Source organism: Micromonospora sp. WMMD1102 (assembly GCF_029626265.1).
Lineage (GTDB): Bacteria > Actinomycetota > Actinomycetes > Mycobacteriales > Micromonosporaceae > Plantactinospora.
On sequence record NZ_JARUBN010000001.1, the window covers coordinates 5,146,073 to 5,169,199 of the forward strand.

The 23,127-nt window shown below is 74.3% G+C and carries 18 protein-coding genes; 3 read left to right on the forward strand and 15 right to left on the reverse strand.

Annotated elements, in window-relative coordinates:
- Positions 1-151 precede the first annotated feature (151 nt).
- The 15 genes from O7626_RS23015 to O7626_RS23085 all read right to left on the reverse strand — a co-directional run bounded on the left by O7626_RS23015 (position 152) and on the right by O7626_RS23085 (position 20,093).
- On the reverse strand, positions 152-901 hold the full coding sequence (locus O7626_RS23015; protein WP_278063180.1) for a YggS family pyridoxal phosphate-dependent enzyme: 750 nt from the start codon (positions 899-901) through the stop codon (positions 152-154).
- An 8-nt stretch (positions 902-909) separates the two neighbouring features.
- The gene (gene ftsZ, locus O7626_RS23020) at positions 910-2,007 is read right to left on the reverse strand and encodes a cell division protein FtsZ (protein ID WP_278063181.1); all 1,098 of its coding nucleotides are present in this window, start codon (positions 2,005-2,007) and stop codon (positions 910-912) included.
- Positions 2,008-2,287: 280 nt separating this feature from the next.
- Entirely contained in the window at positions 2,288-3,220 is a 933-nt protein-coding gene (locus tag O7626_RS23025) for an FtsQ-type POTRA domain-containing protein (protein ID WP_278063182.1), read from the reverse strand.
- Positions 3,217-4,716 (reverse strand): UDP-N-acetylmuramate--L-alanine ligase, encoded by a 1,500-nt coding sequence (gene murC / locus O7626_RS23030; RefSeq protein WP_278063183.1) that lies wholly within the window; start codon positions 4,714-4,716, stop codon positions 3,217-3,219. The genes O7626_RS23025 and murC overlap by 4 nt, the downstream gene beginning before the upstream one ends.
- A gap of 136 nt (positions 4,717-4,852) precedes the next feature.
- Complete coding sequence (murG, locus tag O7626_RS23035; RefSeq protein WP_278063184.1) at positions 4,853-5,959, reverse strand: undecaprenyldiphospho-muramoylpentapeptide beta-N-acetylglucosaminyltransferase; 1,107 nt, start codon at positions 5,957-5,959, stop codon at positions 4,853-4,855.
- Complete coding sequence (locus O7626_RS23040; RefSeq protein ID WP_278066276.1) at positions 5,959-7,377, reverse strand: putative peptidoglycan glycosyltransferase FtsW; 1,419 nt, start codon at positions 7,375-7,377, stop codon at positions 5,959-5,961. The genes murG and O7626_RS23040 overlap by 1 nt, the downstream gene beginning before the upstream one ends.
- Before the next feature lie 462 nt (positions 7,378-7,839).
- Positions 7,840-8,943: a phospho-N-acetylmuramoyl-pentapeptide-transferase gene (mraY, locus tag O7626_RS23045; protein ID WP_278063185.1), complete on the reverse strand. Its 1,104-nt coding sequence runs from the start codon at positions 8,941-8,943 to the stop codon at positions 7,840-7,842.
- Positions 8,940-9,080, reverse strand: a complete 141-nt coding sequence (locus tag O7626_RS23050) for a hypothetical protein (protein ID WP_278063186.1) — start codon at positions 9,078-9,080, stop codon at positions 8,940-8,942. The genes mraY and O7626_RS23050 overlap by 4 nt, the downstream gene beginning before the upstream one ends.
- Positions 9,077-10,483 (reverse strand): UDP-N-acetylmuramoyl-tripeptide--D-alanyl-D-alanine ligase, encoded by a 1,407-nt coding sequence (gene murF, locus O7626_RS23055; RefSeq protein ID WP_278063187.1) that lies wholly within the window; start codon positions 10,481-10,483, stop codon positions 9,077-9,079. Before murF ends, O7626_RS23050 begins: the two co-directional genes overlap by 4 nt.
- Positions 10,480-12,051 (reverse strand): UDP-N-acetylmuramoyl-L-alanyl-D-glutamate--2,6-diaminopimelate ligase, encoded by a 1,572-nt coding sequence (locus O7626_RS23060; RefSeq protein WP_278063188.1) that lies wholly within the window; start codon positions 12,049-12,051, stop codon positions 10,480-10,482. Before O7626_RS23060 ends, murF begins: the two co-directional genes overlap by 4 nt.
- Positions 12,052-12,126: 75 nt before the next feature.
- Positions 12,127-14,370, reverse strand: coding sequence for a penicillin-binding protein 2 (locus O7626_RS23065; RefSeq protein WP_278063189.1), 2,244 nt, complete (start codon positions 14,368-14,370; stop codon positions 12,127-12,129).
- 4 nt (positions 14,371-14,374) lie between these two features.
- Positions 14,375-15,049 carry a hypothetical protein gene (locus O7626_RS23070; protein ID WP_278063190.1) on the reverse strand — a complete coding sequence of 225 codons (675 nt, stop codon included), beginning with the start codon at positions 15,047-15,049 and terminating at the stop codon, positions 14,375-14,377.
- The gene (rsmH, locus tag O7626_RS23075) at positions 15,046-16,185 is read right to left on the reverse strand and encodes a 16S rRNA (cytosine(1402)-N(4))-methyltransferase RsmH (protein WP_278063191.1); all 1,140 of its coding nucleotides are present in this window, start codon (positions 16,183-16,185) and stop codon (positions 15,046-15,048) included. The genes O7626_RS23070 and rsmH overlap by 4 nt, the downstream gene beginning before the upstream one ends.
- Positions 16,186-16,386: 201 nt before the next feature.
- Positions 16,387-16,818: a division/cell wall cluster transcriptional repressor MraZ gene (mraZ, locus tag O7626_RS23080; protein WP_101367156.1), complete on the reverse strand. Its 432-nt coding sequence runs from the start codon at positions 16,816-16,818 to the stop codon at positions 16,387-16,389.
- Between the two features lie 398 nt (positions 16,819-17,216).
- Entirely contained in the window at positions 17,217-20,093 is a 2,877-nt protein-coding gene (locus O7626_RS23085) for an ATP-binding protein (RefSeq protein ID WP_278063192.1), read from the reverse strand.
- Positions 20,094-20,282: 189 nt separating this feature from the next.
- Here O7626_RS23085 and O7626_RS23090 point away from each other — a divergent pair, with 189 nt between their 5' ends.
- Genes O7626_RS23090 through O7626_RS23100 form a run of 3 tightly spaced genes read left to right on the forward strand, consistent with a single transcriptional unit; the run spans position 20,283 to position 22,994 of the window.
- The gene (locus tag O7626_RS23090; RefSeq protein ID WP_278066277.1) at positions 20,283-21,530 is read left to right on the forward strand and encodes a MurT ligase domain-containing protein; all 1,248 of its coding nucleotides are present in this window, start codon (positions 20,283-20,285) and stop codon (positions 21,528-21,530) included.
- Positions 21,520-22,278 (forward strand): glutamine amidotransferase, encoded by a 759-nt coding sequence (locus tag O7626_RS23095; RefSeq protein ID WP_278063193.1) that lies wholly within the window; start codon positions 21,520-21,522, stop codon positions 22,276-22,278. The genes O7626_RS23090 and O7626_RS23095 overlap by 11 nt, the downstream gene beginning before the upstream one ends.
- On the forward strand, positions 22,275-22,994 hold the full coding sequence (locus tag O7626_RS23100) for a VTT domain-containing protein (RefSeq protein ID WP_278063194.1): 720 nt from the start codon (positions 22,275-22,277) through the stop codon (positions 22,992-22,994). The genes O7626_RS23095 and O7626_RS23100 overlap by 4 nt, the downstream gene beginning before the upstream one ends.
- Positions 22,995-23,127: the final 133 nt, after the last annotated feature.

Sequence of the window (23,127 nt, forward strand, 5' to 3'; positions counted from 1 at the left end):
CGTGCCCCTGCCACGCGCGTGAACACTGCAGTGCCCACCGGCCCGAGACGGCAACCCCTGGCACGACCGTGAAACCGGTCTCACCCCGACCCCCGCCAGTGGGGATGCCGCCTCAAACAACACTGATGTAGTTTGGTGTCCGGTTGTCAGGTTACCGCAGCGCGCTACGCAATCCGAGTAACGCGCTGCCGATCCGTACATGTGTCGCCCCGTGTGCGATCGCCGCCTCCAGATCGCCACTCATTCCCGCCGAAACGGCAGCCGCCGTCGGATGTTCGGCCCGTAGCCGCGCCGCGACCTCGGCCAGGGTGTCGAACGCGGGCTCCGGATCCGCACCGAGCGGGGCCACCGCCATCACCCCGGCCAGCCGCAGCGCCGCCGAGCCGGCGACCGCCGAGGCGACCTGCTCGACGCCCCGGTCCGGGTCGTTACCGCCGACCAGCGCGCCGCCCCGGTCGGCGGCACCGTCCAGGTTGACCTGGACCAGCACCTCGAGCGGCGTCTCCCGGTGCCGCGCCGCCGCATCGGCCAGGGCACCGGCCAGCCGTACGCTGTCGACCGAGTGCACCAGGTCGGCGTACCGGACGACGGAGCGGGCCTTGTTGCGCTGGAGCTGCCCGACGAAGTGCCAGCGCACCCGGGCACCGGCCGCCGCCACCTCGGCCGCCTTCGGCGCGGCCTCCTGGTCGCGGTTCTCCCCCACGTCGAGCACGCCCAGCCCGGCCAGCAGCGCCACGTCCGAGGCCGGACAGGTCTTGGTCACCGCGACCATGGTGACGCCGGCCGGGTCCCGGCCGGCCGAGGCGCAGGCGGCGTCGATCCGGGCGCGCACCCGGGCCAGGTTGGCCGCGAGTTCCGCCCGGCGCGCGCCTTCCGGCGCCGGAAGGGGTGGTTCGGTCATCTGGTGGCTCAGGAACCGTTCTTGAGGAAGTCCGGCACGTCCACGTCGTCGAAGAGCACCCGGCGCGGTGCCTGCACCGGCGGCGGGGGCGGCGGCGAGACCGGCGCGGTGGCCGGCGGGCTGACCTTGCGGGCCTGCTCCACCGGCTTGTAGGCCGGGGTGCCGCCGTCGAAGCCGGCCGCGATCACTGTCACCCGCACCTCGTCGCCGAGCGCGTCGTCGATCACCGCACCGAAGATGATGTTCGCGTCCGGGTGGGCCGCGTCGGTGACCAGCTGCGCCGCGTCGTTGATCTCGAAGAGGCCGAGGTCGGAGCCGCCGGCGATGGAGAGCAGCACGCCCCGGGCACCGTCCATGCTCTGCTCCAGCAGCGGGCTGGAGATGGCCGCCTCGGCCGCCTCCACCGCCCGGTTGTCCCCCCGGGCGCTGCCGATGCCCATCAGCGCGCTGCCCGCACCGCTCATCACGCTCTTGACGTCGGCGAAGTCCAGGTTGATCAGACCCGGCGTGGTGATCAGGTCGGTGATGCCCTGCACACCGGAGAGCAGCACCTGGTCCGCCTGCCGGAAGGCGTCCATCATGCTGATGCCCCGGTCGCCGAGCGCGAGCAGCCGGTCGTTCGGAATGACGATGAGCGTGTCGCACTGGTTGCGCAGCTCGTCGATGCCCGCCTCGGCCTGCACCTGCCGGCGCTTGCCCTCGAACGAGAACGGCCGGGTCACCACACCGATGGTGAGCGCGCCGAGCTTGCGGGCGATGTTCGCCACCACCGGCGCCCCGCCGGTGCCGGTGCCGCCGCCCTCGCCGCAGGTCACGAAGACCATGTCGGCGCCCTTGAGCACCTCCTCGATCTCGTCGCGGTGGTCCTCGGCGGCGTTCTTGCCGACGTCCGGGTTCGCCCCGGCGCCCAGCCCCCGGGTCAGCTCCCGGCCCACGTCGAGCTTGACGTCGGCGTCGCTCATCAGCAGGGCCTGCGCGTCGGTGTTGATCGCGATGAACTCGACGCCCTTCAGCCCGACCTCGATCATCCGGTTCACGGCGTTGACGCCGCCGCCGCCGATGCCGACGACCTTGATGACCGCCAGGTAGTTGTGCGGAGGTGTCATCGCGGGTCCTTTCCTTCGATCTCGGCGGCCGCTACCCCGCCCGGCGATCCGGCCGGAGCGAGGCCGACAACTCTTCGGTACGAGGAGGCGAAGGGTAACCCTCACCCTCTACTAGAGGCTTACAGTTATGTCAACCATTGATCCTCTGAGGCAACGTATGCGTACGCGCGGCCGAACCCAAGGACCTGCGCGGCGTGTCGGCACGCCCGCCGACAAACGACACCGGCACACCCACCGGCCGGCGTGTCGGGCGGGCCGGCCGGCTGACCCCGCGCACCGGTCAGCGGATGGTCACCACGTCGGGGGTCCGCACGTCGATGGTCTGCCCCTTGCGCGCCAGCAACGACGTGGCCACCTGGGCCTTCACGTCGCTGCGCGAGGCGTCGCCCCAGAGCACCGTACGCCCGCCGCGCAGCTTCACGGTGATCCGGGCCGGTCCCTCCACCACCAGCTCGGCGAGCCGGTCCCGAAGTTCCGGGCCCAGGCTGGCGAGCACGGTCAGCGCTCCCCTGGTGGCGGCGTCGTCCGGACCGGGCGACCGCAGCCGGGCCAGCGGCAGCGCGTCCGGCCGGTCCGGGCGGTCCTGGAAGACCACCCCGGAGGCGTCCAGCACCAGGAACCGCCGGTCTCGCGGCACCACCGCCACCGGGATGCGCTCCACCACCTCGACGAGCAGGGTGTTCGGCCACTGCCGGGACACCGTCACCCGGGCCACCGGCGGCAACTCGGCGACCCGGGCGCGTACCCCGGCCAGGTCCACCCGGGCCAGCGGCACGCCCTCGGTGACCCGGGCCGCCTGGCGTACCTGGTCGTCGGTGACCAGGGTGGCGCCGACGACCCGCAGCGTCCGGAAGCCGAGAACCGGGGTGCCGTACACGACTCCGGCGCCGGCCAGGGTGAGCACCAGCACCCCGACGAGCAGCGCCCACGGCCGGGCGGCACGCAGCCGGCGCTGCCGGGCCCGGCGGGTGAACCGGCGGACCGACGGCGGTACCGCGTCGGAACCGGCCCGGACCAGTCGCCAGCCCCGGTCCGCACCGCGACCCGTGGCCGACCGGCCGGCCCCCGGACGGCCCGCGCCGGACCGGGTGCCGGTGCCGCCCGGACCACCCCGGCCGGAGCGGCCGGCTCCCCGGCCGGCCGGCGGAGCACCGCCGGACCGGCCGCCCGGGGCCGGACCACCGGAGCGGCCCCGGGAGGTGCCCGGGCTCATCCGGCGTCGCTGGCTGCCCCGGCCCCGTGCGGGGTCGCCCCGGCGCGCTGCCCGGCCGCCCCCGGCTGGCCGGCGGCCGAGCCGCCGGCCAGCGCGTCGAGCAGCTCGTCGCCCATCAGCGAGATCGGCGGCGCGCCCATCGTCACCACCACGTCACCCCGGCGGGCCCGCCGGGTCACCTCGGCCGGTACGTCCGCCCAGGACGGCAGGAAGACCTTCCGCTCGGCCGGCAACCCGACCGCGTCGGTGAGCGCCGCGCCGCCCTCGCCGGGAGCCCGCACCTCGCCCGGACCGAAGACCTCCAGCACCACCACCTCGTCGGCGATGGCCAGCGCGGCGGCGAGTTCGGTCTGCAGGTCCCGGGTGCGGTAGACCCGGTACGGCTGGAAGACCACGATCAGCCGGCCGTCGCCGGCCACCTCCCGCAGGGTCTTCAGCGCGGCCGTCATCGAGGTCGGGTGGTAGGCGTACTCGTCGTAGACGTAGACGCCGGCCGCCACCCCCTTGCGCTCGAACCGGCGGCGTACCCCGGGGAAGGAGGCGAGCGTCGACGTCACCGAATCCATCGGCAGGCCAAGCTTGCGGGCGGTGAGCACCGCCGAGGCGCTGTTCAGCCCGATGTGCGCGCCGGGCACCGGCAGCCGGATCTCGCCCAGCGGCTCGCCGTGCAGGGTGGCGAGATAGCGTACGCCGCCAGCCGACGAGACGATGTCGGTCAGCCGCAGGTCGGCGTCCTCCGCCGTGCCGTAGGTGTGCACGGTCCGCCCCTCGACGCGCAGCGTCTCCGCCATCCGCCGGGTGCCCTGGTCGTCCGCGCAGGTCACCACGAAACCCTCCGGATCGGTCAGCCGGGCGAAGTCGGCGAACGCCTCCTCCAGCCCGGCGTAGTCGCCGTAGGTGTTCAGGTGGTCCTCGTCGATGTTCGTGATGATCGAGACGTACGGCCGGTAGAGCAGGAAGGAGCGGTCGCTCTCGTCGGCCTCGGCGACGAAGTACTCCCCGCTGCCGTGGTGGGCGTTCGACCCCACCTCGGAGATCTCGCCGCCGATCACGAACGACGGGTCCTGGCCGGCGTGCTGGAGGATCAGCGTCACCATCGAGGTGGTGGTGGTCTTGCCGTGCGTGCCGGCGACCGCGATGGTGCGCCGGCCGGTCATCGCGGCAGCCAGCGCCTCCGAGCGGTGCAGCACCCGCAGCCCGCGCTCCCGGGCGGTGACCAGCTCCAGGTGGTCCTGCGGGATGGCGGTGGAATAGACCACGGTGTCGACGCCGTCCAGGTTGGTCGGCTCGTGGCTCATGTGGATGGTGCCGCCCAGCGCCCGCAGCCCGGCCAGCGCCGGCCACTCCCGCAGCTCGCTGCCGGAGACCCGCAGCCCCCGGGTGAGCAGCAACCGGGCCAGCCCGCTCATGCCGACCCCGCCGACCCCGATCAGGTGGATGCTGCCCAGATCCTCGGCGGAGAGCGTGCCGACCGGGCTGAACTGCGCGGTGTTCATGACACCAGCCTTCCACTCGGAATCCGTCCGGTCACCGGGATGCCCAGCTCGGCCACCCCGATTCCAGCCCACCTACTCATCGGGCGGGCTTTCGTTCGCGACTGCGGGGCTCGCAAACCCGGCTCACTCCTCGCGCTCACCGGGCCACCGCCTCGTAGACGAAGTCGAGCAGGGCCTCGTCGCCGTCCCGCCGGCCGTAGGCTGCCGCGGCGGCGCCCATCGCGGCCAGCCGGTGCGGGTCGCGGATCAACGGGATCACGGTCCGCTCGACCCAGGCGGCGGTCATCTCGGAGTCGTCGACGAGCAGCCCGCCGCCGGCCTCCACCACCGGCAGGGCGTTGCGCTTCTGCTCCTGGTTGCTGTGCGGGTACGGCACGTAGACCGTGGGCAGCCCGATCGCCGCCACCTCCGCGCAGGTCATCGCCCCGCCCCGGCCCAGCATCAGGTCGGCGGCGGCGTACCCCAGCTCCATCTGGGAGAGGTACGGCAAGGTCACGTACGGCACCGGCAGGTCGTGCGGCACCTGCACCGGCTCGTTGCGGGCGCCGATCACGTGCAGCACCTGCACCCCGGCGGCGGCGAGCGACTTCGCCGCACCGGCCACCGCCAGGTTGATCGAGCGGGCGCCCTGCGAACCACCGGCCACGAAGAGGGTCGGCAGGTCCGGGTGCAGGCCGAACTGCTGGCGGGCCGCCGCACGCTGCGCCACCCGGTCGAGCGTGCTGATGCCGCGGCGCAGCGGCACCCCGACCACCCGGGCGCCGCGCAGCGACTCGGCCTGGGCCGGCTGGTGCGGGAAGCCGACCGCCACGTGCTTGGTGAACTTCATGCCGAGCCGGTTGGCCACCCCCGGCGGCACGTTCACCTCGTGGATCACGATCGGCAGCTCGCGGCGCCACGCGGCGAGATAGGCGGGCACCGAGACGTAGCCGCCGAACCCGATGACGACGTTGGCGCGGACCTCGTCGATCACCTTTCCGGCGGCCCGGGCGGCTTTCCACATCCGGTCCGGAGTACGCATCAGGTTCATGTTTACCGACCGGGGGAGCTGGTAGGCCGGGATCTGCCGCAGATCGTAGCCGTGCGGCGGAATCAGCTCGTTCTCCAACCCTTTCGGGGTGCCGACGCAGGTGATCCGTACTCCCGGGTCGTGCCGGCGCAGGCAGTCGGCGAAGGCCAGCAACGGGTAGATGTGCCCACCCGTGCCTCCTCCCGCTAGCACCACCGACCGCAGCGGACCCATCAGCGTCTCCTCTCGCTCGCCGTACCGGCGCGCCCTCGCCCCGCCCGGCCACCTGCTGGCCCGGCCTCGGGTTCCCGCCGCCGCCCGGTTCCGGGTCTGGAAGCGGGCTCCCGGTCGGCCGGCGCGGGTAGCTTCCCACGGCGGCGCGCCGAGGGAAGCGGCGGCAGCGGGGCCCAGAGTAGCCGTACCCATCGGGGCGCCGGACGGGCGTGCAGGGCCCGTGCGGCATCCGGTTCGGCGCGGGCGAACGAGGCGAGCATGCCGATCGCGGCCAGCGTCACCACCAGGGCGCTGCCGCCGTCGGAGATGAACGGCAGCGGCAGGCCGGTGATCGGCAGTAGCCCGACCACACCGCCGATGTTGATCACCGCCTGGCTGACCAGCCAGGCGGTCGCGGCGGTGGCGGCCAGCCGGCGGAACGGGTCGGCGACCCGGCGGGCGATCCGCAGGCCGCTGTACGCCAGCACCGCGAACAGGGTCAGCACCACGGCACAGCCCACCACGCCCAGCTCCTCGGCGAGGATGGCGAAGATGAAGTCGTTGTGCGCCTCGGGCAGCCAGTTCCACTTCAGGCTGCTCTTGCCCAGCCCGACGCCGAACCAGCCGCCGTTGTCGATCGCGTACCGGGCCTGGAGGTACTGGTAGCAGTCGGTGAGCCCACACTCGTCCGGCGGCGGCGGGTTGAAGAACATGGTGAGCCGGGCCAGCCGGTAGTTCTCGGCGTCCTCGTCGCCGGAGCCGGCGCCGATCGAGGCGGCGGCGACCAGCAGCCCGACGCCGGCCAGCCCGAGGACCGTCAGGGTGGCGAAGATCCGCTTGCGGATGCCGGCCGCCCAGAGCAGCCCGACCACCACGGCGAGCAGGCAGAGCATGGTGCCCAGGTCGTTGTAACCGACCAGCAGGAAGAGCAGGCCGACCACCGGGAAGAGCGGGGTGGCCAGTTCCCGCCACCAGCCGAGCGCGGCGCCCTTGCGGGCGATCATGTCGGCGCCCCAGAGCACCAGGCCGAACTTGGCCAGCTCGCTGGGCTGCACCTGGATCGGGCCGATGTAGAGCCAGAGCATCCAGGCCTCGAGCGGGCCGAGGGTGGCGTCCGCCTTGCCGTTGAGCTTGTCCCACAGGTGCAGCACGTCCAGCACCACCAGCAGCACCACCGAGACGGCCAGGGTGGGCAGCCCGACCGCCCGGAAGGTCCGGGCCGGCAGGCGTTGGCAGATCCAGAAGGCACCCAGCCCGATCAGGGCGAAGAGCGCCTGCTTGGCCAGCATCGCGAAGGCGTTCCCGTCGCTGGCGTACGCCCGGACGCTGGTCGCGGAGAAGACCATCGTCAGGCCGATCAGCAGCAGCAGTCCGGAGCTTGCGATGAGCAGGTAGTAGGAGGCGAGCGGCCGGGCCAGCAGCCCGCGCAGCGCGGCCAGCCCGCCGGCCAGGTCGACCCCGGCCGGCGCGTCCGCCGGACGTGTGCCGGCCGGTGAGCCCGCCGGGCGTGCCCCGGCAGCTGTGGCCGCCGCGCGTGTCCCGGTCGGAGCGGCCGCCGGGCGTGTCCCGGCCGGTGCGCCGGGCCGGCGGGCGGGCGGCGCCACCGGTTGTTGCTCGCCCGCGGCTCGTGCCCCGGCCGGTGGGCGTACCCCGGCCGGGTCGACACCGCCCTCGGCGCGCCCGGCCGGCGCCTTGCGTCCTGGCTGTTCCCCGGTCACCGCGCCGTCTCCTCGTCCTCCCCCACCCGCCCATCATCGACGCTGGTCCGGCCACCCCGGCGCAGGTGACCGGCCGGCGTGTCGGGACCGGCACGGCGTGTCCCGGACCGGTGACGCACCGGTGACGGGCGGCCTGGGAGGGGGACCTGGTTCGGCGTGTGTGGGCGCCGCCCGGTTCCCGGGTCAGGTGACGGCGGCGAGGAACTCGCTGTAGAAGAGGCCGAGGGCGATCGCCACCCCGATCCCGGCGATGATCCAGAACCGGACGACGATGTTGACCTCGCTCCATCCGGCCAGCTCGAAGTGGTGCTGGAGCGGCGACATCCGGAAGACCCGTTTGCCGGTGGTCCGGAACGAGATGATCTGGATGACCACCGACATCGTGATGATCACGAAGAGGCCGCCGAGGATCAGCAGCAGCAGGAGCGTCCGGGTGGCCATCGCCATCCCGGCGATCAGCCCGCCCAGGCCGAGCGCCCCGGTGTCACCCATGAAGATCCGGGCCGGCGAGGTGTTCCACCAGAGGAAACCGACACAGGCCCCGGCCGCCGCCCCGGCGATCAGGGCGATCTCCAGCGGATCTCGCACCTCGTAGCAGTACGCGCCGCCCCGGGCGTAGTCGGTGTCCGCGCACCAGTGCCGGTACTGCCAGAACGCGATCAGGGCGTACGCGGCCAGCACCATCACCGAGGCACCGGTGGCCAGCCCGTCCAGCCCGTCGGTCAGGTTCACCCCGTTGGTGGTCGCCATCACCACGAAGATGAAGATGACGACCGAGGCGACCTTGCCGACCTCCAGCGCGTTGATGTCCCGGATGAAGGAGAGCGCGGTGCTGCCGACGGTCACCCCCGCCGTGCTCGGGAAATAGAGCGCCACCACCCCGAAGACCGCACCGACGAGTATCTGGCCGAGCAGCTTGCCCCGCTTGTTCAGCCCGGCGCTGTTGCGCTTGCGCACCTTGAGGAAGTCGTCGATGAAACCGACCGCGCCGGAGAAGACCATCAGGCCCAGCAGCACCAGGGCGGTGATGGTCGGGGTGACCTGGGCGATCTGCGCCTCGGGCAGGGTGGTCAGGGCGAGGTGCCCGGCCACGTACGCGATCACCGTGGCGACGATGAAGACCACGCCGCCCATCGTCGGGGTGCCCTTCTTGCCCTGGTGCATCACCGGACCCTCGGCCCGGATCGGCTGCCCGGCCTTGAGCCGGGTGAAGACCTTGATCGCGACCGGTGTGACGAAGAGCGAGATCAGGAACGCCACGAAGATGGCGACGATTACCGCCCTCACGCCGGCACGCCTTCCGCCGCGACCGACCCGACGCCGGCGGCGGCGCGGAGCACCGGGCCGACCTCGGAGGCGGCGCGGAGCACCGGGCGGACCCCGGTGCCGCCGTACGCCGCGGCGACCGCGCCCGGCCCGCTCATCGGGACCCGTTCCCGGGCTGGACCGCCTCGGCGCGCAGCGCGTCGGCCACCTCCCAGGTGCGATAGCGCGAGCCCTTCACCAGGACGACGTCGCCCGGCCGCAAGTCGCGGCGCAGCGCCTCGACCGCCGCCGCCTGATCGGTAACCAGCACCGACTCTCCTCCCCAATTCGCCATCGCCACCGCGCCGTCGTGGATCGGCGCGGCCGGCTCGCCGACCACGATCAACCGGTCGACGCCCAGCTCGGCCGCGAGCCGGCCGACCTGCTCGTGCCCGTCCCGTTCGAAATCGCCCAGCTCGGCCATGTAGCCGAGCACCGCCAGGGTGCGCCGCCGCTCGCCCATCCCGGCCAGCGCCCGCAGCGCGGCGGAGGTCGAGGCGGGATTGGCGTTGTAGGAGTCATCGATCACCGTCACCCCGTCGGTGCGGTCGAAGACGTCCATCCGGCGGGTCGAGGGCAGCCCGAGCCGGCCGAGCGCCTCGGCCAGCTCGGCGAGCGGCATGCCGAGTTCCCGGGCCACCGCCGCCGCCGCCAGCGAGTTGCCGACCTGGTGCCGGCCGCTGATCCCGAGCCGGACCGCCGCCCGGCCCTCTCGCGTGACCAGGGTGTACGACGCCCGCCCGCGATCGTCGAGCCGGACCTCCTCGGCCCGCACCTCGGCGTCGGCGGCCTCGCCGACCAGTACGGTCCGGGCGGCGGTGCGGGTGGTCATCGCGCGTACCCGCTCGTCGTCGGCGTTCAGCACGGCCAGCCCGTCGGCCGGCAGCCCCTCGACCAACTCGCCCTTCGCCTGGGCGATCGCCTCCTGCGAACCGAACTCGCCGATGTGCGACACGCCCACGTTGAGCACCACGGCGATCCGGGGCGGCGCGATCTCGCACAGGTAGCGGACGTGTCCCAGCCCCCGGGCACCCTTCTCCAGCACCAGGAACCGGGTCTCGCCGTCGGCCTGCAACGCCGTGTACGGGTGCCCCAGCTCGTTGTTGAACGAGCCGGGCGGCGCCACCGTGCGGCCGAGCCGGGCGGTGAGCTGGGCGACCAGGTCCTTGGTGGTGGTCTTGCCGGAGGAGCCGGTCAGCCCGATCACGGTCAGCTCGGGAAGCCGGTCCAGCACCGTCCGGGCCAGCCGGCCGAGTGCGGCCCGGGGGTCGTCGACGAGCACCATCGGCACGCGATCGACCTCGCGGGAGCCGAGCACCGCGACCGCGCCGCCGTCGGCGACCGCCGCCGCCGCGAAGTCGTGCCCGTCGACCTTCTCGCCGGGAAAGGCCACGAAGAGCCCGCCGGGGCGCACCTTGCGGGAGTCGAACTCGACCGGGCCGGTGATCCGGACCGTCGGGTCGGCCGCGACCAGCCGGCCGTCGACGGCGGTGGCCAGCTCGGCCAGGGTCAGCGGGATCATCGGCGGCCCTCCACCAGGTTGCCGAACCGGGCGGCGAGCGCGGCGGCCAGCTCGACCCGGTCGTCGAACGGGTACGTCCGGCCGGCGATCTCCTGGCCGCGCTCGTGCCCCTTGCCGAGTACCGCGACCACGTCGCCGGGCTCGGCCAGCCGGACCGCCTCGTCGATGGCGGCCCGCCGGCCGGCCACCTCGCGCACCCGGTCCGGTCCGCCGTCGCGCTCGGCCCCGCGCCGCACCTCGGCCCGGATCATCTCGGGGTCCTCGCTGCGCGGGTTGTCGTCGGTGACCACCACCAGGTCGGCGCCGGCCGACGCGGCGGAACCCATCAGCGGGCGTTTGCCGTGGTCCCGGTCGCCGCCGGAGCCGAGCACGCAGATCAGCCGGTTGCCGGCGCCGGTCAGGTCGCGCAGCGCGGTGAGCGCCGCCACCACCGCGTCCGGGGTGTGCGCGAAGTCGACGACCCCGCGCACCGGGCCGGGCGCCTCGACCAGTTCCAGCCGGCCGGGCACTCCCGGGCAGGCGGCCACGCCCCGGGCCGCGACCACCGGATCGATCCCGGCCCCGACCAGGGTGGCGATCGCCAGCAGCGCGTTCGCCACGTTGTGCCGGCCGGGCAGCGCCACCCCCGCCTCGACCGCCGTGCCGTGCGGGCCGTGCGCGGTGAAGGTCTGGGTGTAGCCGGACTCCCGGACCGCGTCGGCCCACCAGGTCGCGGCCGGGTCGCCGGCAGCCGAGTAGGTGACGGTGCCGGGCCGGCGCAGCGGCACCAGCGCCGGGTCGTCGTGGTTGAGCACCTCGACGTCGCACCGCCCGTCGAAGAGCCGCGCCTTGGCCGCGAAGTAGTCGGCGACGTCAGCGTGGAAGTCCAGGTGGTCGTGGCCGAAGTTGGTGTACCCGCCGACGGTGAAGCGGACGCCGCCGACCCGCCCCATCGCCAGGGCGTGGCTGGAGACCTCCATCGCGACCGCGGTGACGCCGCGTTCCCGGGCCGCCGCGAGCATGGCGTGCAGGTCGGTGGCCTCCGGGGTGGTCCGGACGCTGGCCACCACCAGGTCGCCGAGCCGGCACTCCACGGTGCCGATCAGCCCGGTGACCTCCCCGGCGGCACGCAGCCCGGACTCGATCAGGTAGGTGGTGCTGGTCTTGCCGGCGGTGCCGGTGATCCCGATGACGGTCAGTCCGGCGGTCGGGTCGCCATAGACCGCGCCGGCCAGTTCGCCGAGCACGGCCCGCGGCTCCGGCACCACCAGGGCGGGCAGCCCTGCCTCGGCCGCCGCCGGGGCGCCGGCCGGATCGGTGAGTACGGCCACCGCGCCGGCCTCCGCCGCCGGGGCCACGAACTCGGCGCCGTGCCGACGGGCACCCGGTAGCGCCGCGTAGAGGTCGCCGGGACGCACCTCGGCGCTGGCGTGGGTCACACCGGTGACGGCCAGGCCGGCGGCTTCCGGCGGCGACTCGGCGGCGACTCGCGCGGCGAGGTCGGCGAGCCGGACCGGTGTCACGGCGCGGGGACGGGGATTGCCGGGCACGGCGTCAGACCCTACCCCGTCCGGGGGTCCACCCCGCACAGCCGCCCCGGTGGTTTGCCCGCACCTCCCGATGATGTCCCGTTTCGGCAGGTCATTGCGGATAGTTTCGGCAGGTCACTGCGGATAGACGACGAACTTCGGCGGCGCGGTGCCGGTGGCGGGCACCCGATAGTGCCGCAGGACGTACTCCATCATCTCCTTGAAGGCGGGTGCGGAGATGTCACCGCCGCCGCCGGACGGGGTGTGCGCGAAGACCGCGATGACGTAGCGCGGGTCGTCCGCCTGGTCCATCCCGATGAACGAGGCGACCTCGCCGGGGGCGTACCGGCCGTCGACCACCCGGGATCCGGTGCCGGTCTTGCCGGCGATCCGGTACCCCTTGATCGCCGCCTGCCTGGCGGTGCCGTGCTCGATGGTGACCGGCGCCTCCAGCAGGGTACGCAGCGCGGCCGCGGTCTCCGGCCGGAGCACCTGCCGGGTCTGCGGTGCGGGTACCGGCTTCCGCCTGCCGTCCGGGCCGATGATCTCGCGTACCAGGTGCGGCTGGATCCAGGTGCCGTCGTTGGCGATCGCGGCGTAGACGGCGGCCATCTGCAACGGGGTGACGTCGACGCTGTGCCCGATCGGCACCGACCCGTACGTCGAGCCGCTGTACTCGGACGGCTTGAGCACCCGCCCGGCCGCCTCGCCGGGCACCCCTTCCCCGGTCGGCCGGCCCAGCCCGAACCGGAGCTGGTACTCGTAGACCTTCTCCGCGCCGAGCTTGTCGGCGATCCGGATGGTGCCGACGTTGGAGGAGAAGCCGAGCATGCCGGCGACGCTGAGTTTGCGGCCCTGCGCGTTGTGGGTGTCCCGGAACGGCTCGCCGCCCTTGCGGATGAAGTACGGCGTGGGCCAGGCGGTCTCCGGGGTGATCACCCCCTCCTCCAGCCCGGCGCCGAAGACGATGGGCTTGTGCACGGAGCCGGGGTCGACGACGAAACTGGTCGCCGCGTCGTTGCGGTCCTCCGCGTCGTACCTGCGCCAGTCGGCGGCGTCGTACGTCGGGTAGCTCGCCTGGGCCAGCACCTCGCCGCTGCGTACGTCGAGCACCACGGCCGCCCCGATGGTGCCGTTCACCTCCTGCATCCGCTTGGTGAGGATGCGCTGCACCATGAACTGGAGGTCCCGGTCGATGGTGAGTTGGAGTGAGCTGCCCGGCCGGGCCTCGGTGACCTTGCTGTAGCCACCGGGGATCTCGGCGGCCAGCTCCCCCTTGCCGACCTCGTACTCCCGCTCGCCGTTCACCCCGCGCAGCAGCTCGTCGTAGCGGGCCTCGATCCCTTCCAGGCCGACCCGGTCCTGGCTGGTGAAGCCGAGCAGGTTGGCCGCCAGGTCGCCGCCGGGCACCTCGCGCCGCTCGTCCCGGCCGGTGCCGATGCCGGCCCGGTTGAGCTCCATGATCTTCTCGGCGGTGTTGATCTCGACGCCCCGGGCCAGGTACTCGAAGCGCGACGGGCGCCCGTCCGGCCGCTTCCGCTGCTTCATCTCCTCGGTCAGCCTGGAGACCGGGATGCCGAGCAGCGGCGAGAGCGCCTCGGCGGTGCCGGCCGGGTCCTCGACGAGTTCCGGGTCGGCGTAGACGTACCGGGCCTCCACGCTCTGCGCCAGCGCGGCACCGGAGCGGTCGTAGATGGTGCCCCGGGGTGCGGGCAGCACGACGGTACGCAGCCGGTCGCCGACTCCGCCGCCGGCGTACTCCGGTGCGTCGACGACCTGGAGCGCGACCAGCCGGATGCCGATGGTGGTGAACATGGCGAGGACGAGCAGCGTGCCGAGCCGCAGCCGCCGGTGCGTGTCGGCCAGCCGGGGTGGCCGGCGGGGCCGGCGGGCCGGCCGCCGCGCTGGTGACCCGGCGCCGGTCCGGCCCCCGGCCGGTTCGGCCGGGCGCCGCCGGGCGGGTTTGGCGACGTCGCCGCCGCGGACCGGGCGCGGGGTGATGGTCCGGCCGGTGCCGGTCGGGGCGGTCCGCCGGGCGGTCCGGGCCGTGCCGGTCCGGCCGCCGTCGAGCACCTGCAACGCCGGCCGGAACGGGTCCGCCGACCGCCCGGTCCTGGGGGTACGCCGGGCCCGAGGCGCCGGGTCGGCACCGCTCACGGCTCCCGGGGTACGTCGCAGTTCCGGGTTGTCCCGCACGGTCCGCCCGCGCGGGGTGTACGCCCGCGCGTCGGAGATGCCGCCCAGCCCGGACCGCCCGCCCTGGCCGGCCGCCGACCGCCGCCCCGGCTCGGTGTCCCGCTCGCCGTCCCGGGGGCTACGCGACGAGCCGCGCCGGGACACCGAAGCGTCCCGGCGCGGCTCGTCGGACCGCGGAGTCACCGGGTCATCCCCCGGCGCCCTGCTGGCTGGTGATCGCCGGCTCGCCGCCGGCCGGCTGCGGCACGCCGATCACCCGACCGTCGGGCAGCCGGATGAAGGCCGGCGGTCCGGAGTCGACCAAGCCCAGCTTGCGGGCCCGGGCGGTGAGGTTTCCCGGCACCTCCGCGTCGGCGATCTTCTGCTTCAGCTCCTGCTCCTGGATGTCCAGCGTGGACTGCTGCTGCTGCAACCGCTCCAGCCGGAACGCGTTCTCGTTGACCTTGCTGTTGACCACCAGGATGCCGAGCATCCCGCCGACGACCAGCACCAGGATCAGCGCCACGAAGGAGACCCGGGGTCGGGCCACCGGTCGCGGCGGCGCCACCCGGAGCCGGGAGCGCCGGGCCGGCGCGGCCGACTCCGGTGCCTGTTCCGGCTGCTCGTCCGAGCTGTCCCAGACCCGCAGCCCACGGGTCGGTTCCGCCGGCTGCTCCCAGTCCCGCGCCCGCAGTGCGGCACTGCCCTGGGTCGGATACCGTCGTGCCCCCCGCACCCGGGCCTCCGACGCCGGGTTCGACCGGCCGTCGCCCGCCCGCTCCGCCCGCTGCACCGTGGTCCGGCCCCCCGACCGCGGTGTACGCTGCTGTGCGCTGCGCGTCGCGTCGGGCTGTTCCCGGCGCTCGCGCCTGTTGACGTTCATCTTCCCTCCCCCTGTACTGTCGTGCCGCCGCCGTCGGTTGCCGGCCGCGACATCTCCCGTCGCACTCCGTCGGACCCGGCCGGTGCCCCCGCACCGGCCGGACCTGTTCCCCCGGTGACTCGGCCGGGCCGCTCGCGGTCGGCCCGCCTCGTCGCCGTCGTGCTCCTACCGCCGTCCCGTTCGATCCGCTCGGCCGCCCGCAGCCGCACCGAGGCGGCCCTCGGGTTGACCTGGACCTCCGCCTCGCCCGGCAGCTCAGCTCCCCGGCTGAGCAGCCGCAGCGTCGGCCCGGTGCCGGGCAGTTCGACCGGGAGGTCGACCGGCCCGGTGCTCCGGGCGCGGCCGGCGAACACCTGCTTGGTGATCCGGTCCTCCAGCGAGTGGTAGGACAGCACCACCGTGCGACCGCCCTCGGACAGTGCGTCCAGGGCGGCCGGCAGCGCCGTTTCCAGCGCGGCCAGTTCCCGGTTTACCTCGATCCGTAAAGCCTGAAACGTCCTCTTGGCCGGATGTCCGCCAGTTCGTCGGGCCGGCGCCGGAATGGACTCCCTGACCAGTTCCGCCAGCCGGGCCGTTGAGACGAGCCGGTGGCGTTCCCGCTCCCGCACGATCGCCGAGGCGATCCGGCCGGCGAACCGCTCCTCGCCGTAGACCCGGAGCACCCGGGCCAACTCCCCGTGCGAGTAGCTGTTGACCACCTCCTCGGCGGTCGCACCTGTCGACTGGTCCATCCGCATGTCCAGCGGCGCGTCCTGCGCGTAGGCGAACCCGCGGTCGGGCGCGTCGAGTTGCAGCGAGGAGACACCCAGGTCGAACAGCACGCCGTCCAGCCGGTCGTGGCCGAGCCGCGCCAGCACCTCGGGCAGCTCGTCGTAGACCGCGTGCACCAGGTGGACCCGGTCGGCGTACCGGTCGAGCCGGGCGCGGGCGTGTGCCAGTGCCTCGGTGTCCCGGTCCAGTCCGATCAGGATGGTGCGCGGATGTGCGGCGAGCACCGCCCCGGCGTGCCCGGCCAGCCCGAGGGTGGCGTCGAGGTGGACGGTCGGCCGGCCGTCGGTCCGGTCCAGGGCGGGGGCGAGCAGCTCGAGACATCGCTCAAGCAGCACCGGCACGTGCGTACCGCGAAGCTCCCCCATGTCGACCCCCACTGACCCCTGTCTCGTCCGGACGTGCCCGGTATCGGTTGCGCTCGTCGTACCGCCAGATCCCCATCCGCTCTGCTCCCCCGGGCCGACCTTCGGACCGTCGGGGGATCGCGCCTGGCACCGGGGAAGAGGCGCCAGGAACTTCGAGCGGGTGGAGATCTCGCAGTACGTCGGGCGTCGGCACGCGCCGCCCTACAGTCCGCCCGGCAGCACCCCCTCCTCGATGTCGGCGAAGTCCCCTTCGCTCTCCGAGAGGTAGGTCTCCCAGGCTCGCTTGTCCCAGATCTCCACCCGGGTGCTGGCCCCGATCACCACCAGCTCCCGGTCCAGTGCGGCGTACTCCCGCAGGTGGATCGGGATGGTCACCCGGCCCTGCTTGTCCGGGATCTCGTCGTGCGCGCTGGCGAAGAAGACCCGGCTGTAGGCCCGGGCCGCCTTGTGTGTCATCGGCTGCTCGCGCAACTGCCCGGCGATCCGCTGGAACTCGGGCATCGGGAAGACGTAGAGGCAGCGCTCCTGCCCTTTGGTGATCACGACACCTCCCGCCAGCTCGTCCCGGAACTTGGCCGGAAGGATCAGCCGGCCCTTGTCGTCCAGGCGCGGGGTGTGCGTGCCGAGAAACACCGGCCCAACCCCCTCGCCCTACCAGCGACGTTCGCGGCGCCGCTGCCCCCCGGGCCGGCGGGCCCTCCTGGCCCCCCATCGCGCCCCACTCTACTCCACTTCCCTCCACCCGCAACCGGAATCGCCCGGAAAGACCGGCTGTCATCTCGACGAAACAGCACGTCAGAGGGGGTCCCCGGCGGTGGAGGGAAATGGGCGCCCCGACCCGGGCGTCCGCTATCCGACAGCGGTACGCCGAACGTCGAGCGCCCGGAAATACCCGTTCTTTCCCACCTATTCGGGCGACTGGACGACTCCGGCCGGACCGCTCGGGGAGGGAAGTGGAGGAAAAATCGAAGGGCCGCCCCCGCCCTCCGGGACCGCACCCGGACGGTGCCCGACCGCCGGGCCACGACGGCTCAGGTCAGCTCCGGCCACCGGGCGGCGACCTCCAGGGCCGCCCGGACCGGATCACCGCCCCACCGGCTGGCGAACGCGTCCACCACCACCCAGCCGGCCGCGACCAGCGCGCGGTGCCGGGCGATGTGTGCCGCCGCGCCGTCGGGATGGGCGACACAGTTCAGCCCGACCGCCGAGGCGCCGGTGCCGACGCAGAGATCCACCGTCCAGCGGCCGACCGGATAGCGGCGCCGGACCGGCAACCCGACCCGGACCAGCTCCGCGGCCAACTCACCGGCCCAGTCCACCGGCAGCGGGTCACCGACCAGCGCCGCCGCGGCACCACCCCGGCCCACCACGGCATCCGTCGCCCCGCCCCGCGCCACCCCGACGTCCGGTCGCCCGTTCCGGCCCGGTGCGGCCGGAACGGTGACCGGCTCGCCGCGCGGGTCCGGGGGCAGCGCGGCGTACCGCAGGTAGTCGCCGAGCAGGCCGTTCGGGGCGGACAGCGAGGTCAGCACCACCATCCGGCGCCGTGCCCGGGTGACCATCACGTTGAACAGGTTCGGGTCGGTCAGGAAACGCAGCCGGCCGGCCGGCACCGGGTCGGTCACCGCCAGCGACACCAGTACCGTCTCCGCCTCGCTGCCCTGGAACGAGTGGACGGTGCCGACCCGCAACCCGAGCCGCTCGATCTCGGCCACCGGGAACTCGGCCACCAGCGCCGACTCCAGCGCGTCGGCCTGGGCCCGGAACGGGGTGATCACGCCGATGCCGACCCGGCCCGCCTCGGCCAGCCGGCGCACCTCGGCCACCGCCGCCGCCACCTCGGCCCGGTTCACCCCGGCCTCGGTCACCGCGGCCGGCACCGTACGCACGTCGATCACGTCCGCCGTCTCGTTGCCGGGATGCCGGGTGGCCACCGCGATCCGGCCGGCGTAGAAGCGGTGCGCGGAGAACTCGATCAGGTGCGGGGCGCAGCGGTAGTGCTCGTCCAGCCAGCTGACCGGGGCCGCCCCGGCGGCCAGGTCGAAGGTGCTCACCCGGCGCACGTCGACCCGGTTGTCCAGGCCGTACCGGGACAGCGTCGCCGCCACGTCGACGTCGGCGACGAACGAGACGAACCGCAGTTGCCGGGGATCGCCCACCACAAGCGCCCGGCGGGCCCGGGCCAGGGCCGGCGCCGCCCGGATCTGGTCGGTGTGCGACGCCTCGTCCAGGATCACCAGGTCGAAGAGCCCGGCGACCGGCGGCAGCAACTCCTCGACGTCGGTGACCGTGCCGATCCACAGTGGCAGGGCCCGGACCAGCGCGGGCCCGGGCAGCTCGGCGAGGAGTTCCCGCCGCCGGTTGCGCCCGGCCCGCAGCGCGCCACCCAGCGCCACAGCGGTACGCCGGGCGGCGTCGTCCCAGCGGTCCGGGCCCCGGCCGCGGTGCCGCATCGCCGTACCGAGCACCGTCGAAAGGCGTGCCCGCGCCTGCGCCAGCAGCGGCCACAGCGGACCCGGGTCGGCGCCGCCGAGGGCCGCCAGCCGAGCCGCCGCGACCTCCGACCGGGCCGCCGCGACCGCCTCGCCGAGCCGGTCCAGCGGCACCGTCCGAGCCGCGCCGAGCCGGCGACGCAGCCGGCGACCCGGTGGCCCCGGCAGCCAGCGCCGCCACCACCGACCGGCCGAGGCCCGCGCCCGCTCGACCGCCCGGCCCGCCGCCGCCAGGTCGGCACCGGGCGCGAAGGCGCCGGGTACGTCCAGACGCAGCCCGCCGACCACCGCCGCCCAGCGCGGCACCTCGCCGGCCAGCAGTTCGAGGTCGAGCAGCCCGGTGAGCTGGTCGGTCAGCCGCGCCACCTCGGCGGTCGCCCCGGCCAGGGCGGCCCGGTCCGCCGCCAGGGTCGCCGCCGTCACCTCCGGCTCGGCGGCCGGTTCCAGGGCGGCGGCGAGCGCGGCCCGGCGCTCGGCGTCGCCGAACAGCACCGGTCGGGGGCCGGGATAGCGCTCCAGCAGTTCCCCGAGTACGTCGGCGGCGTGCGTGGACTGCGTGACGACGAGTACGCTCCCGCCCCGGTCGACCACGTCCAGCGCGGCGGCGACCACGGCATGGCTCTTGCCGTTGCCGGGCGGACCGGAGACCACTGTCACCGGCTGGTGCCGGACCCGGCGTACCACCTCGGTCTGGGCCTCGTTGAGCGGCAGCGGCGAGTCGACCGGTCCGCTGTCGACGGCCGGCTCGGCGGGGGCGGCGGTGCCGTACACCGGGGCCAGGGCGGTGGACTCCAGCCCGGGGCGGGCGGCCCAGGCGCGCAGCCGGTCACCGAGGGCGAGCCCGGCGACGTCCCGCACGCCGAACAGCACCGCCGAGACGTAGAGCACCGGCGGGCGGCTCGGGAAGCTCGCCCGGCCGGTACGCCGGCCCCGGTCGACCTCGCCCACCCGCAGACCGGTCGCCTCGGCGGCGGTACGCATCCAGGTCTCTGCGCCGGCGCCGGCCAGCCACGGCAGCCCGCCCAGTTCCAGCGCCACCTCCAGTTGGGCGGCCAGGTCACGGTCCTCGACCAGCGGGGTGATCTCGAAGTCGCCGGCCGGGACGACCCGGTAGCCACGCAGCGTGGGCTCCAGCCGGACCGGCTCGCCGAGCAGCGGAAAGCGCACCTTCCGGGGCCCGGCGGCGGTCTCGGCCACCCCGGCGACCAGCCCCCAGCCCCGGCGCAGCGTGCGGTCGTCCCGGTGCAGCAGGTCGGCCGCGACCAGCCGCTCCACCTCGCGGGAGCGGCGGCAGAAGTTCGGGTCGGGCAGCCAGATCAGCGGCTGGCCGGGACGGGTCACGTCGTACACCCGCTCGGGGGCGGCCGGTGCGAGGTCGGCCAGGGCCCGCAGCACGGTCGCGACGGAGGGGCTCATCGGCAGCCGAGGTTAGCAACCCGGCACCCGCCCGCCCGGCGGCCGCCCGCCCGGCAGCCGCGCGCCTCGTGGCCCTCCTCACCGGCGTGCGGCCGAGGGACGACGCCGGCCCCGATCACCGGGGACTTTCGTGCGACGGTTCCGCACCTGGCGGCGTCCGGTAACCTCGCTCGCGTGACGGACGGGAAGATGCCTCTCCGGGCAAAAGTGGCCAGTTCGGTATCGCGCACCGCCGCGGCCCTCTCCCGGGCCGCCGGCCGGGGTGACGGCTCGGTGATCGGCGGGTGGATCGGTCTCAAAATCGATCCGGACCTCCTGGCCCACCTGGCGTCCGGCCGGGCCATCGCGCTGGTGTCGGGGACCAACGGCAAGACCACCACCACCCGGCTGACGGCGGCGGCGGTCGGCGTACTCGGCCAGGTGGCGACCAACTCGTTCGGCGCGAACATGCCGACCGGGCACACCTCGGCGCTGGCCAAGGCCGGCGCGACGCCGTACGCGGTGCTGGAGGTGGACGAGCACTACCTGGCGCAGGTGCTGGAGGCGACCGAGCCCCGGGTGGTGGCGCTGCTCAACCTCTCCCGGGACCAGCTCGACCGGGCCAAGGAGGTGGCGATGATGGCCCAGCTCTGGCGGGCCGCCCTGGTCCGGCACCCGTCGGTACGGGTGGTCGCCAACGCCGACGACCCGATGGTGGTCTGGGCGGCGACCCCACCGGCGACCCGCAGCCCGCAGGTGACCCCGGCGCCGGTCACCTGGTTCAGCGCCGGCCAGCGCTGGCACGACGACTCCTGGGTCTGCCCCGAGTGCGGCTCCCCGATCGAGCGGATGTCCGACCAGTGGTGGTGCACCGGCTGCTGGCTGCGCCGGCCGGAGCCGCAGTGGGTGGTCGAGGACGACGGCGTGCTCGACCCCGCCGGCGACTGGCACAAGGTGGTGCTGCAACTGCCCGGCCGGGTCAACCTCGGCAACGCGGCGACCGCGCTGGCGGTGGCCGCCGAGTTCGGCGTACGCCCGACCGACGCGGTGTCCCGGCTCGGCGGGGTCGCCTCGGTCGCCGGCCGGTACGCCCAGGTGGTCCGGGACGGCCGGACGATCCGGCTGCTGCTGGCGAAGAACCCGGCGAGCTGGCTGGAGGCGTTCGACATGGCGGACGAGGCGCCGACCCTGCTGTCGATAAACGCCCGGGACCCCGACGGGCTGGACACCTCCTGGCTGTTCGACGTCGACTTCGCCCCGCTGCGTGGCCGGCAGGTGCTGATCACCGGCGACCGGGCGTACGACCTGGCGGTGCGGCTGGACGTCAACGGCGTACCGTTCCAGCACGTCAGGACCTTCACCGAAGCGATCACGAGCGTCCCGCCGGGCCGGCTCGAGGTCATCGCCAACTACACGGCGTTCCAGGACATCCGAGCGGAGTTGGACCGTGTCAACTGATCCCGCCTACCGCACGCCCGGCCAGCCCGGCGGAGAGAGCAACCTGCGGATCGTCTGGATCTATCCGGACCTGCTCTCCACCTACGGGGACCGGGGCAACATGCTGATCCTGGCCCGCCGGGCGGAGCTGCGCGGCCTGCCGGTGGAGTGCCTCGAGATCCGCTCCGACCAGCGGCTGCCGGTCGCGGCCGACATCTACCTGCTCGGCGGCGGCGAGGACGGCCCGCAGGCGTTGGGCGCGCAGCGGCTGATCGCCGACGGCGGGCTGCGCCGGGCCGCCGACCAGGGTTCGGTGGTCTTCGCGGTCTGCGCCGGCTACCAGTTGCTGGGCGGCTCGTTCTTCGCCAAGGGCGCCAAGTGCGCCGGCCTGGACCTGCTGGACCTGCACTCCGACCGGGGGCCGTCCCGGGCGGTCGGCGAGCTGGCCGGCGCCATCGACCCGCGGCTCGGGGTGCCGCCGCTGAGCGGCTTCGAGAACCACGGCGGGCGTACCCACCTCGGTGCCGGGGTCTCCCCGCTGGCCCGGGTCAGCACCGGGGTCGGCAACGACGGGAGTACCGAGGGGGCGTGGCGGGGCAAGCTGCTCGGCACGTACTCGCACGGTCCGGCGCTGGCCCGCAACCCGGCCCTGGCGGACCTGCTGCTGCGCTGGGCGATCGGCACGCCGCAGCTTCCGCCGCTGGACGACACCTGGTCGGACCGGCTGCGCGCCGAGCGCAGCGCGGCCCTGGCCGCCGTCCGGCAGTGACCGGAGGCGTCCGGCACCTGCTCCGGCAGCGGTCGGTCGCGCGGTTCAGCCTGCTGCTCCTGGTGCTCGGCCTCTTCGGCCTGGTGCTGCTGCTGGCGCCCCGGCCCGAGGTGGTCGAGCTGCCCCGGCTGGCCGACCGGCTCGGTCCGCTGGCTCCGGTCGCGGCGATCGGCGGCGGCGCGCTGCTGCTTGTCGCACTGGTGCCCCGGACGGCGATCACGGTGGTCTGGGGGGCGATCTTCGGACCGCTGCTCGGTGCCGGCTACACGCTGGCCGCCGCCCTGCTCGCCGCGCTCGCCGGCTTCGCGGTCGGCCGGCTGCTCGGTCGGGAGTTCGTCGCGGAACGGGTACGCGGCCGGCTGGCCCGGCTGGACGGCTGGTTCGCCCGGCAGAGCGTGCTCGGGGTGATTAGCGTCCGGCTGGTTCCGCTCGGCGGCTTCGGTCTGATCAGCTACGGCTACGGCACCACCGGCGCCCGGCTGGCACCGTTCCTGCTGGGCAGCGTGCTGGCCGCCGTCCCGTCCGCGTTCGGCTACGCGGCGGTGGGCGCGGCGGCGGTCTCCCCGGACGAGGTGAACTGGCTGGCGGTCTCCCCGGGCGCACTGGGCCTGGTCGCCACCGCCGTGCTGGCGGGGCGCTGGTGGCGGGCGGAGCGCGCCGGTCGGGCCACCCGTCCGTCCGACCCACCGACGGCAGAGGTGCAGGTAAGCCGGTAAGCCGGTAACGATCATCCGCTATTGCCCATTTAGCAGTATTTGCCCTATAAGGACCGTTCGCCGATAGGCTGACGGCACCGCCGGGCGTGGTGGGCGAGGCGATGGTCGAGCGAGGTGACGGGGTGAAGTCGTA